Consider the following 11,759-nt stretch of genomic DNA (forward strand, 5'->3'; position numbering starts at 1 on the left):
AAATTGACCTTTCTTATTTGATATGTTAATATCCTTTTTAGGGAATACGATTTCTGTTTTGGGATTATTCCCTTATAAAATCTACATATTTAACTTAATAAGGAGAAGAATTATGAAAAAATTATTATCAATGATTCTCGCATCTGTTTTGATTTTTACGCTTGCAGGATGCGGTGGCGGAGAGGAAGCTGCTCCGGAGGCTGAAGCTGGTGGAGAGGCTGTAAAAGTTGGGGTTTGCATCTACAAATTCGATGACAACTTCATGACTCTATATCGTCAGGAACTTGAAAGATATTTTGAAGAAGATCTTTCTGCTGACGGAACAACTTATGATGTTACAGTAGTTGACGGAAAGAACGATCAGGCTGAACAGACAAATCAGGTTAACACTTTCATAGCTGACGGCGTTGACGTACTTGTAGTGAATCTGGTTCAGGCTTCAGCTGCACCTACAGTTATCGAAGCTGCAAAAGCTGCTGATATCCCTGTAGTCTTCATAAACAGAGAGCCTACTGCTGAGGACCTTGCTACTTATGACAAGGCATGCTATGTTGGAGCTGACGCACGCCAGTCTGGAACATTCCAGGGAGAAATAATAGCAAGTCTTGAGAACAAGGGAGACTATAACGGAAACGGCGTAGTTGACTATGTTATGATAATGGGAGATCCAGAAAACGTTGATGCTCAGTACAGAACTGAATTTTCAATAAAAGCGCTTACTGATGCAGGACTTAAGGTTAACAAGCTGTTCGAGCAAAGAGGAGACTGGGATCAGGCAAAAGGACAGGAGCTTGCAAATACTGCACTTACTCAGTTCGGCAACGAAATCGATGTAATCTTCTGTAACAATGACGGTATGGCACTTGGCGCAGCGCAGGCAATAGCTGCAAACGGACGTACTGTAGGAAAAGATATCGCACTTGTTGGTGTTGACGCTCTTGAAGAATGCCAGCAGATGGTTAAAGACGGAACAATGACAGGAACAGTTCTTAATGACCACGTTGGCCAGGCTCACCAGGCAGCTGATGCAGCCAAGCTTGTTGTTGGCGGAGGAACGCTTGAGAAAAATTACACTGTAGACTATGTAAAAATTGCAGAGTAATATTATGTAGCGTAATATGACTAATTTAGATTGCGTGTGCAAAAGCAAGACAGCACACGCAATTTTTAAAATATTTTATAACTAGGAGGGCAAAATGTCTAATTATCGTTTGGAGATGAAGAATATCACAAAGACCTTCCCCGGCGTAAAAGCGCTTGACAACGTGAGCCTCAATCTTAAGCCAGGAACAGTACATGCCCTTATGGGTGAAAACGGAGCCGGAAAATCCACGCTTATGAAGTGCATGTTTGGGATATACAAGATGGACAGCGGAGAGATCTACTACGAAGGAAACAAAGTCGTAATCAACGATCCCCTTGAAGCACTCAATCACGGAATTGCCATGGTTCATCAGGAGCTTCAGCCGGTACCTGAGCGAAGCGTGGCTGAAAACATATATCTAGGGCGTTACCCTATGAAAAAGGTTCTCGGCGCAATACCTGTCATAGATCACGAAAAGATGTATGCTGATACAGAGCTGCTGCTCAGGCAGTTGCACATGAACTTTGACCCCAGGGCAAAGCTCTCTACTTTGAGCGTATCTCAGATGCAGAGCGTGGAAATAGCCAAGGCTGTAAGCGCTGACTGTAAGGTCCTGATACTTGACGAGCCCACTTCCAGCCTTACCTCAAGAGAAGTTGACGCTCTCTTTACAATAATCGAGGACCTGAAGTCCAAAGGAGTATCGATCGTCTATATCTCACACAAAATGGCAGAGATCCTCAGGATAAGCGATGAAGTAACCATAATGCGTGACGGACAGTACATAGGTACCTGGGAATCAGAAGGCCTGGATATAGATTTCATAATTACCAAGATGGTTGGCCGTGAGCTCTCAAATCTCTTCCCAAAAAGAGAGAACAAACCTGGAGAAGTAGTGTTTGAAGTAAAAGACTATTCTTCAATCAACCCTAAATCCTTCAGAGATGTGAACTTTACCCTGAGAAAAGGTGAAATACTTGGAGTAGGCGGTCTCGTAGGAGCCCAGCGTACTGAGCTCATGGAAGGATTGTTTGGAATAAGGTGCCACTCAAAGGGTACCATAATATACAATAATGAAGTACAGAATATAAACCGTCCCCAGGATGCAATAAAGAAAGGGATGGCACTGCTCACAGAAGACAGAAGAGCAACAGGCATACTAGGCGTTCTTTCTATAGAAGAAAATGTTGCTATTTCCTCACTCGACAAATATCTTGATTTTGGCTTCATCCTCAACCAGAAAAAAATAGACAGTCTGGTTTATGAAAACATAAAAAAACTAAGCATAAAAGCTCCAAGCAGCAAGACTCAGATACAGTCACTCTCAGGCGGCAATCAGCAGAAAGTGCTTATCAGCAGATGGCTTGCCAATGACCCTGACATATTCATACTCGATGAGCCTACGCGAGGAATAGACGTAGGCGCAAAATATGAAATCTACTGTATAATAGCTGACCTTGCAAAAGCAGGAAAAAGCATAATAATGATTACATCGGAAATGAGCGAGCTGCTCGGCATGTCAGACCGTATAATGGTTATGTGCGATGGCAGGGTAACCGGATTTCTGGAGGGCGAAAGCGCGACTCAGGAGAACGTGATGGCTCTTGCTACAAAATTTGAATGATGCTTAGAAAGGAAATACTGAAATGGATAACATTGTAAAGAAAAAAATAGATAAGAAATCCGTAGCAAGATTTTTGGAAAATAACGCAATAATAATCCTTATGCTCTTTGTGGCAGTCGGAGTAGGAATCTACAAGCCAAGCTTCGTCTCCATGGCAAGCTTTAAGAACCTTGCGCTGAACACTGCCGTAAGATTCATAATAGCTGCCGGTGTTTCAGGATGCCTCATAACAAAAGGTACTGACCTGAGCGCAGGACGTGTCGTCGGACTTGCTGCATGTATATCTGCAATACTTCTTCAGAAAGCTGACTATACCGATAAATTCTATCCAAACCTTGGCGAAATGAATATGCTTGTAGTACTACTGATCGTGCTTGCTGTATGTGCTGTAATAGGTGTGGCAAACGGTGCCATCGTATCCTTCTTCAAGGTGCCGCCTTTCATTGCAACGCTTGGTATGCAGACACTTGTATACGGACTGTGCCTCGTTTATACAGGCGCAAAGCCTATCGGAGGACTCAAGAGGAACTATACCCTGCTTTCGACCTCAGGTATGTTTGAAAACAGGCTTCCCTATATAATTCTCATCGCGCTTGTGGTAGGAATATTCATGTGGTTCCTCTACAACAAGACCCGCCATGGAAAATATATGTATGCAATAGGCGGAAACGAAACTGCTGCAGAAGTTGCAGGCGTAAACTGCAACAAGACAAAAATAATCATATATACACTGGCTGCCGCACTTTATGGACTCGCAGGATTCATACTGGCATCCAAATCCGGAGGAGCTTCCGTTAATACAGGCATGGGCTATGAGCTCGAAGCAATCGCAGCCTGTACAATAGGAGGAGTATCCACAAACGGAGGAGTAGGAAGAATAAGCGGCATACTTATAGGAGTCCTTGTATTCGAGCTTCTAAAGGTCAGCCTTCAGTTCATGGGCGTTGAGACTAGCTATACATATATAGTTCAGGGTCTCGTTATAATAATCGCCGTTGCTCTTGACCTTCGTAAATATCTTGCAAAGAAATAGACTCGATATGAAAAATACAGATGAAATAAAACATGAGCCTGACATAAAATCAATGAGCGCTGAAGAGCTGGAAAAGCTTTCCAGCGCTTTATTGAAAAAACAGGAAGAACTGTCAAAAAAAGAAAACGAATTGAACGAAAAAGAAGCTGAATATGTCAATCACAAGGAAAATTTCTATGATAAAATTAATATTGATATAAAGACTCTTGATAAAATAATCGTGCTGCTGATCTTACTTTTTGCAGCAGTGATTCTTTTTGGAATATTCAGAGCCCAGAACTAACCGGAGGAATTATCGTGAACATCACAGAACTAAAAAACATGCTCCTGAGCAACTCTCTTGACACTAATCTTTCACTGCTTTATTCCCATTCGCCTGAAACTGTCTCCCGCCAGAAAGACAGATACCTGAAGCTCATAGAGCTCTATCAGGAAATATTCAGCAGCACGGAAAATGCAGGTCTTTTCAGCGCCCCCGGCCGCACGGAGCTCGGCGGAAATCACACAGACCATCAGCATGGTCAGGTAATTGCTGCTGCAGTAAACCTGGACATGATTGCATGCTGCTGCCCAAATGAAAGCAATATCATACGAATTAAATCCGAAGGTTTTGATATGCTGCAAATAGATACTGACGAGCTATCTCCCAAGCCCGAAGAAGTAAACACATCTTCGGCTCTTATAAGGGGAATATACGCAAGGATAGCTTCCATGGGATACAGGATCGGAGGCTTTGACGCATGCATAACTTCAGATGTGCTCACAGGTTCAGGACTCTCTTCTTCTGCAGCCTTTGAGGTGCTTATCGGAGTCATAATCAATCATCTTTTCTGCAAGGGAGAAATATCTCCGTCAGAAATAGCAAAAATCGGACAGTACGCGGAGAACATTTATTTTGGAAAGCCAAGCGGGCTTATGGATCAGATGGCTTCTTCTGTGGGAAACATAGTAGAGATTGACTTTAAGGATATCATCAGCCCGATAGTTTCTCAGATTGATTTTGATTTTGATTCATCCGGACATGCGCTTTGCATAATAGACAGCGGCGCAGACCACGCTGACCTTACAGATGAATATGCATCTATCCCTTCCGAAATGAAAAAGATCGCTTCATTCTTTTCCAGAGATTTTCTGAGTGAAGTCGATGAGGATGATTTTTACAGAAACATAATAAAACTGAGAAAATACGCCGGAGACAGAGCCGTTCTTCGTGCATCTCATTTTTTTGCAGATACAAGAAGAGCCGCTGAGCAGAGCCTTGCGCTTCGCAGGAACGACTGGGAAGGATTTCTTGAAATCTCAAGAGAATCCGGGCATTCTTCATTTGAATATCTTCAGAATGTCTATGTATCCTCTTCCCCGGAAAAACAGGATGTATCCATAGCGCTTGCGATATGCCAGTATCTTCTCGGAAAAAGAGGCAGCTTCCGTGTTCATGGCGGAGGATTTGCAGGCACCATACAGGCCTTCGTCCCTGATGACATGCTGGAAAATTTCAGCAGCAGCATCGAAGCCTTTCTTGGGTCCGGATGCTGCCATATCCTTTCTATAAGGCCATTTGGCGGCGTAAATGTACTTGATCTTAAAAAATAGATCTTAAAGATTTTTTACTGTATAAATTTCTCACATCACAGAGTAGGAGGAAATTATGGCAATTTTAGTACCCGGCGGCGCCGGATATATCGGATCACATACAGTATACGAACTGATTGACAGTGGCGAGGACGTGGCAGTCATTGACAATCTTGAAACAGGGCACGAATGGGCAATCCACCCTAAGGCAAGGTTTTATAAGGGAGATATCCGCGACAGAGCCTTCGTGGATGGTGTGTTTGAAAAAGAAGACATTGAATGCGTAATACATTTTGCAGCAAATTCACTGGTCGGAGAAAGCATGACAGACCCTCTCAAATACTATGAAAATAACGTACATGGCACGCAGGTCCTTCTTCAGTCAATGCTTGCCCACGATGTAAAAAAGATAGTATTTTCATCTACAGCTGCAGTTTATGGAGAACCTGTCAGGACGCCCATAGAAGAGAGCGACCCTGCCTGCCCTACGAATACCTACGGCGATACAAAGCTCACCATGGAAAAAATGATGGCCTGGACAGAAAAAGCCCACGGACTCAAATATATATCACTCAGATATTTCAATGCCTGCGGAGCTCACATAAGCGGCAGGATCGGAGAAGCGCACAATCCTGAAACCCATCTTATCCCTCTGATACTGCAGGTTCCTCTTGGCAGCCGAGAATTCATAAGCATATACGGAGATGATTACGATACTCCTGATGGAACCTGCATAAGAGACTATATTCACGTAACAGATCTTGCAGATGCTCATATTCTCGCTGCCCGACATCTGAACAGCGGAGGAGAAAGCAATATTTTCAATCTTGGGATAGGCAAAGGCTTCAGCGTCAGAGAAGTCATAGACTGCGCCCGCGATGTCACCGGACATCCGATTCCGGAAAAAACCACTCCAAGAAGAAGCGGCGATCCGGCCAGACTCATAGCATCATGCAAAAAAGCAAATGAAGTCCTTGGATGGAGTGCAAAACACACAGATATAAGTCAGATGATCTCAAGTGCATGGAACTGGCACAGGAATACTGACCTGATATAAAGGAGAAGCTATGATTTCAGAACATATTGACAGCCTTATTGACTATTCCATAAACTGCGGACTCCTTCACCCGGCAGACAGGATATATGCTTCAAACAGGCTCATGGAGCTTTTTGAAATAGACGAGCCTGATTATGCAGCCTCACCGGAAGCTCCAGGCAGCGAGCCCCTTGAATCTGAGCCTGCAGTTTCAGATATCCTGGAAGAAATGCTTGCCTTTGCTGTAAAAACAGGAATAATCCAGAGCGATACTGCAGTAAGCAGAGATCTGTTTGATACCCGAATAATGAGTCTGGTCACTCCAAATCCGAGCACGGTGATCTCAAAATTTGATGAACTCTACAGGATATCGCCGGTGCATGCTACAGATTATTTCTACAAACTCAGTCAGGACAGCAACTATATCAGGAGAGACCGAATAAAAAAAGACATCCAGTGGAAAACCGATACTGAATACGGAGAGATGGATATAACGATAAATCTCTCAAAGCCCGAAAAGGATCCCCGCGACATAGCCGAACAAAAGCATGCAAAGCAATCAGGATATCCAAAATGCCTGCTGTGCATTGAAAACGAAGGCTACAGAGGCAGAGTTGACCATCCGGCAAGGCAGAACCACAGAATAATACCCGTAAAAATAAACGGCCAGGACTGGGGCTTTCAGTACTCTCCATACGTTTACTACAATGAGCACTGCATAGTTCTCAGCAACAGGCACGTTCCAATGCAGATAGACCACGATACATTTGTAAAGCTCTTTGATTTCGTAAAAATATTCCCCCACTATTTCGTTGGCTCAAATGCCGATCTGCCGATAGTTGGAGGCTCTATTCTCTCACATGATCATTTTCAGGGTGGAAACTACGAATTTGCAATGGCCAGAGCGCAGATAGAAAAAACATTCACCGTAGAGGGCTTTGAAAGCGTTGAATGCGGCATAGTAAAATGGCCGATGTCGGTGATAAGGCTCAGACACAAGGATACTGAACCTGTAATATCTCTCGCCCGCCACATACTTGACTGCTGGAGAAAATACAGCGACCCGGAAGCATTCATATTTGCATACACCGATGACAACCCTCACAATACCATAACCCCGATAGCAAGAAAAAACGGAGAGTTCTTTGAGATGGATATCGTTCTGCGAAACAATATAACCACAGATGAGCATCCAATGGGTGTATATCATCCTCACAGGGAATTCCACAACATAAAAAAAGAAAACATAGGGCTCATAGAGGTCATGGGACTTGCGGTGCTGCCTTCAAGGCTTCTTGAAGAAATGGATATCCTGTCTCAGGCTCTGCTGAATAAAGAGGATATCTCAAAAAACGAAAAGATCTCCCATCACAGCGAGTGGGCAGCCAGAATATTTGATGGCAAAAGAAGAATCGATTCAGAGAATGTACATTCCATATTGAAGGAAGAAATCGGAAAATCATTTGCACAGATCCTTTCTCATGCGGGAGTCTTCAAGCGTGACCACAAAGGCGCTGAAGCTTTTGACCGCTTTATCAGGGAGCTCTCATCATGATAAAAAAAGAAATAAGATCCTTTGGAAAGCTCCAGGATGGACGAGAAGCCAGCCTGTACACGCTCTCCAGTGAAAATATTACGGTAAGAATAAGCGACTACGGTGCAACCGTGGTCGCTCTCATGCTTAAGAGCCCCTGTTCAGGTGAATATAAAGACGTCGTGCTTGGATTTGACAGCATTGGCGAATATGAACGTGACAGCTCCTGTTTCGGCTCAGTATGCGGCCGTTTTGCCAACAGGATAAAAAATGGCCACTTCAAGCTTGACGCAAACGAATACTCGCTTTCCATAAACAATAACGGAAACCATCTGCATGGCGGATTCGAAGGTTTTCATAAAAAACTCTGGAAAGCAGAATTCAGTAGTAACGACAGCCTGTCTCTCTCATATGTAAGTCCTGATATGGAAGAGGGCTATCCCGGAAAACTTGAAGCGCAGGTCACATATTCCATTATTGATGACAGTTCTCTAAGCATAGAGTACAAAGCCATATCAGACAGAGATACCATAGTAAATCTTACTAATCACAGCTATTTCAATCTTTCTGGACATAACAGCGGCAATATCCTAAGCCACAGCCTGATCCTCAGCTCAGGCAGCTATACCCAGATTGATGAAACGGGATGTCCGGATGGCGAGATACTCTCTGTAACCGGGACTCCCTTTGACTTCAGAAATCCTCATCCGATTGGAGAGAGAATAAACGATTCTCATCCTCAGCTGATTGCAGGACACGGCTATGACCACAATTTCATAATAGAGACAGAAAACTCGAAAAGCTCTGTTCAAGGCCTCCCCCTCGCAGCGACTCTGATCGAAAATAACGACAACAGATGCAAAACGAGCCTTGTCATGAGTGTTTATACAAATAAGCCCGGAATCCAGCTCTATACCGGCAATTTTATCCCTTCAGGCATATGTGGCAAGTCAGGCGCAAAGTATGGACCCCGGCATGGTGTCTGCCTGGAAACCCAGCAATTTCCAGACAGCATAAATCACCCGCATTTTCCAAGCCCAGTTCTCAGAGCCTTCCAGAAATATAGCTTCAGAACCATATATCAGTTCTCACATATTGAACGCTGAATGTAAATTATGGGTATATATATCCTGAATGAACTTTGATTTCGGTAGTGTAAAGTTCGTTATGAAAAAGCGATTTAAAAGGATTGCCAGATTTTGTATCCGATCTTTAAAATATAATGATGTGCGAAGCACCTGAATTCGGTTTTTTTGCACAACAAAAGGATCTTAACCACCCTTGAATTTTCAAAAAATAATGCTGTTTCTCTTTTGTGTGGGATTGGATTTTTAGTTTAGCATCATTTTTCTCAATTTCAAGGGCAAGCCAAAATCAATGTATTGATTTTGATGGTCAACTGGCTTGATTCTCTTTGGCTTCTTCCTGCATTTTCAGTATGCTTTGTTGCCCAAGGTAGATTAGCAGCTGCCATTTTCCGGGCATGTTTTCTGCTTTATCAAGCATTTCGTGTGTATTTAATACCTGATTGTTAAATCTGGAGTGTCTTCTCAGAAAGTTGTAGTAGGCTACCCACAGTGACACGGAGTAATTTGCTCCTTCAAAATTGTCGTAGCCGCAGGTGCATCTGTATGTTTCTTTGAAGGTTCTGTTTAATCTCTCTACTACTTGCTTGTATGGTCTGTATTCTTTTGATACTGCATCATCGTTTGCAAGCCCAATGACCTGTGTGATGTCAAATTCCAGGGGGTTTTCCTGAAGGGAAAACTGCTGTGCGGCGAGTGGATAGGCACTGTACCCGTCTGCTATGAACTTGAAGTTGTCTGTTACTTTGTGGATTCCTCTGAAGGCTTTTCTCATGGCCAGTATGCATGGGCCTACGCTTCTGCTTGCTGATACCTGGTAGCCTATCACTGATTTTGAAGCGGCATCCATGATAAACCAGATGTATCCTTTGATGCCTCGTACTTTTATGTAGGTTTCATCGGCGATAAATGTTTCTGATTTTTCGTAAGGGTAGCTATCTATGAATGGCTTGATTAAAAGCGCAGCTGTTCTGCAGTAGTTGGATACCATTGTGTGGGAGATCCTTATTCCGTAAAGATCTTCAAGGGCCTGGGCTGTTTTTCGTAATGAGAGTCCAAGATTAACATGAAATGTAAGGCACAGGGACATGATATGTGCGTTTTGTTTTCTAAACTTCAGTGAGGATGAGTTCTTTGGAAGGGATTTTAAATCCATCTCAAAGAAATCTACGGTGAATTCCCGGTAGATGTAATGGAGTTTGTATTTGTATTTTTCTTTTTTATCTAGGTTTTCCGGATCTACTTTTTTCAGGTTGTTGAGATAGTACTTGCACTTTTGATTGGTGCATTTATGTATGCTAAAAAAGGTCCTGTCTCTTTTAGGGACAAGGCTGTGACTGCAATGAGGGCATTTGAGTTTTAATGGTTTGGTAACTCTTTTTCCGGTGGAAAATGTCTGGCTGCATATCTTGCACTGGTACTGGCCGTTGTCTCCGTTGTTATCGTAAATATAGTGATGCGGAGCATTGCATACTGGACATGATATTTCTTCTGGTATGGTTCTTCCGTTCCTGCGCTGAACTGGTTTTATCTTCTTCTGATATTTCGATTCGTAGTATGACAGAAGAAACTGCCAGTCCTGTTTGATGAATGGCTGGATTATTGGAAGTTGGTCTGTCTTGAATTTTTGATATTTTGGTGAGTGGGTATCGTCATGCGCCCACTTACCTAATGGAATATATTTTGAAATAAATAGTACTAAAAATCGAATTTGTTGATTTTGGTATTGAATTACATGTAGTAAATGAGTTATAATTTGAGACATAACAATGGCACCCTTGCCTTTCTGTTTTATTTGTTGTGTTGGAACTCAAATTATATCAGAAAATGGGGGGTCATTGTTTTTTTATTTAAAAAACAGTGAAAACCTTTGAATATACAGCAATATTAAATAAAATAGGGGTGTAAAACTTTACACTACCTTGATTTCAGGAGGAGGCGTTTTATGAAAACTACACATCCAAAGCATGTATTTCTGTTCCGTCTGCTGTTTTTCATATTCCTTATCATTGCGGTTTTCCTTTCCGTCAACATAGCTATGAACGTCTACAGCAGATACAGCGCAAGAATGATGATGGAAGAGCTTAAGGATGAAAAACCTGTCCCTCCGCTTGCTGTTTCAGATTCGACTCTGCCTGAAACGCAGCCATCACCCGAAGATCCATCTGTTGAAGTCAGGGATTTCAAAACTTCAGAAAAGCCTCAGATGCTTAAGGATCTGCAGGAAAAAAATCCCGATACCATAGCCTGGATCGAAATTCCAGGGACTTCGGTAGATTATCCGGTGATGCAGTCAGACACTAATTCTTACTATCTCAGGCGCACCTTCAGCCGTCAGTATAACATAACGGGAAGCATATTCGCGGATTACAGGAATTCTCCCGACTTCGATGACCAGAATACGGTCATATACGGACATAACATGAGAGACGGCTCAATGTTCTATGATGTATCGCTTTTCATGAATGAAGATTTCTATAAGGATAACAGAAGTATCATAATAACGCTTGATGACCGGATCCTTGAATATACTGTTTTTTCAATATATGAAACCCAGAAAGACTATGACTACCGCTCTCCTGAGCTTGACAGCGACCTGTTTGAGGAAAAGCTCCGGGAATTCAGAAACAAATCCCTGATTGAATCCGATGTCCCTCTGAGCGAAAGAAGCCGAATACTGACACTCTCGACCTGCAGCTATTCCTTCCAGGATGCCAGGATTGCACTCCACGCAGTGCTTACCTCAATAACCGAGTTCTAATTGCTTATATAATTTATGCAAGCAAATTAT

At 42.8% G+C, this 11,759-nt stretch carries 10 protein-coding genes; 9 read left to right on the plus strand and 1 reads right to left on the minus strand.

From position 1 onward, the window contains the following. Window positions 1-112 precede the first annotated feature (112 nt). From AC4PGZ_RS09315 to AC4PGZ_RS09350, 8 genes are all read left to right on the plus strand, one after another. Window positions 113-1,102, plus strand: a complete 990-nt coding sequence (locus AC4PGZ_RS09315; RefSeq protein WP_492158363.1) for a galactose ABC transporter substrate-binding protein — start codon at window positions 113-115, stop codon at window positions 1,100-1,102. Window positions 1,103-1,196: 94 nt separating this feature from the next. Beyond that, on the plus strand, window positions 1,197-2,708 hold the full coding sequence (locus AC4PGZ_RS09320) for a sugar ABC transporter ATP-binding protein (RefSeq protein WP_492158364.1): 1,512 nt from the start codon (window positions 1,197-1,199) through the stop codon (window positions 2,706-2,708). Between the two features lie 22 nt (window positions 2,709-2,730). Next, window positions 2,731-3,741, plus strand: coding sequence for a galactose/methyl galactoside ABC transporter permease MglC (locus AC4PGZ_RS09325; RefSeq protein ID WP_492158365.1), 1,011 nt, complete (start codon window positions 2,731-2,733; stop codon window positions 3,739-3,741). 7 nt (window positions 3,742-3,748) lie between these two features. Continuing rightward, window positions 3,749-4,024 (plus strand): hypothetical protein, encoded by a 276-nt coding sequence (locus AC4PGZ_RS09330; RefSeq protein ID WP_492158366.1) that lies wholly within the window; start codon window positions 3,749-3,751, stop codon window positions 4,022-4,024. Between the two features lie 14 nt (window positions 4,025-4,038). Then, a complete protein-coding gene (locus AC4PGZ_RS09335) occupies window positions 4,039-5,334 on the plus strand; it encodes a galactokinase (RefSeq protein WP_492158367.1) in 1,296 nt (431 codons plus the stop codon). A 55-nt stretch (window positions 5,335-5,389) separates the two neighbouring features. Beyond that, window positions 5,390-6,370 (plus strand): UDP-glucose 4-epimerase GalE, encoded by a 981-nt coding sequence (galE, locus tag AC4PGZ_RS09340; protein ID WP_492158368.1) that lies wholly within the window; start codon window positions 5,390-5,392, stop codon window positions 6,368-6,370. A 10-nt stretch (window positions 6,371-6,380) separates the two neighbouring features. After that, on the plus strand, window positions 6,381-7,904 hold the full coding sequence (gene galT, locus AC4PGZ_RS09345) for a UDP-glucose--hexose-1-phosphate uridylyltransferase (protein WP_492158369.1): 1,524 nt from the start codon (window positions 6,381-6,383) through the stop codon (window positions 7,902-7,904). Further along, window positions 7,901-8,989, plus strand: coding sequence for an aldose epimerase family protein (locus AC4PGZ_RS09350; protein ID WP_492158370.1), 1,089 nt, complete (start codon window positions 7,901-7,903; stop codon window positions 8,987-8,989). Before galT ends, AC4PGZ_RS09350 begins: the two co-directional genes overlap by 4 nt. A 289-nt stretch (window positions 8,990-9,278) precedes the next feature. Here AC4PGZ_RS09350 and AC4PGZ_RS09355 read toward each other — a convergent pair whose 3' ends face one another. Next, window positions 9,279-10,733 (minus strand): IS6 family transposase, encoded by a 1,455-nt coding sequence (locus tag AC4PGZ_RS09355; RefSeq protein WP_492158371.1) that lies wholly within the window; start codon window positions 10,731-10,733, stop codon window positions 9,279-9,281. Window positions 10,734-10,913: 180 nt separating this feature from the next. Between AC4PGZ_RS09355 and srtB the strand changes: the two genes are divergently transcribed. Further along, the gene (gene srtB, locus AC4PGZ_RS09360; protein ID WP_492158372.1) at window positions 10,914-11,729 is read left to right on the plus strand and encodes a class B sortase; all 816 of its coding nucleotides are present in this window, start codon (window positions 10,914-10,916) and stop codon (window positions 11,727-11,729) included. The last annotated feature ends 30 nt before the right edge of the window (window positions 11,730-11,759 follow it).

It is taken from the genome of Proteocatella sp. QWL-06, assembly GCF_058684135.1.

What these genes read in the sequence shown, in the direction of transcription:
- AC4PGZ_RS09315 (WP_492158363.1), top strand. Translation starts at nt 113, where the DNA reads ATGAAAAAATTATTATCAATGATTCTCGCATCTGTTTTGATTTTTACG.
- AC4PGZ_RS09320 (WP_492158364.1), top strand. Translation starts at nt 1,197, where the DNA reads ATGTCTAATTATCGTTTGGAGATGAAGAATATCACAAAGACCTTCCCC.
- AC4PGZ_RS09325 (WP_492158365.1), top strand. Translation starts at nt 2,731, where the DNA reads ATGGATAACATTGTAAAGAAAAAAATAGATAAGAAATCCGTAGCAAGA.
- AC4PGZ_RS09330 (WP_492158366.1), top strand. Translation starts at nt 3,749, where the DNA reads ATGAAAAATACAGATGAAATAAAACATGAGCCTGACATAAAATCAATG.
- galE (WP_492158368.1), top strand. Translation starts at nt 5,390, where the DNA reads ATGGCAATTTTAGTACCCGGCGGCGCCGGATATATCGGATCACATACA.
- galT (WP_492158369.1), top strand. Translation starts at nt 6,381, where the DNA reads ATGATTTCAGAACATATTGACAGCCTTATTGACTATTCCATAAACTGC.
- AC4PGZ_RS09350 (WP_492158370.1), top strand. Translation starts at nt 7,901, where the DNA reads ATGATAAAAAAAGAAATAAGATCCTTTGGAAAGCTCCAGGATGGACGA.
- AC4PGZ_RS09355 (WP_492158371.1), bottom strand. Translation starts at nt 10,733, where the DNA reads ATGTCTCAAATTATAACTCATTTACTACATGTAATTCAATACCAAAAT.
- srtB (WP_492158372.1), top strand. Translation starts at nt 10,914, where the DNA reads ATGAAAACTACACATCCAAAGCATGTATTTCTGTTCCGTCTGCTGTTT.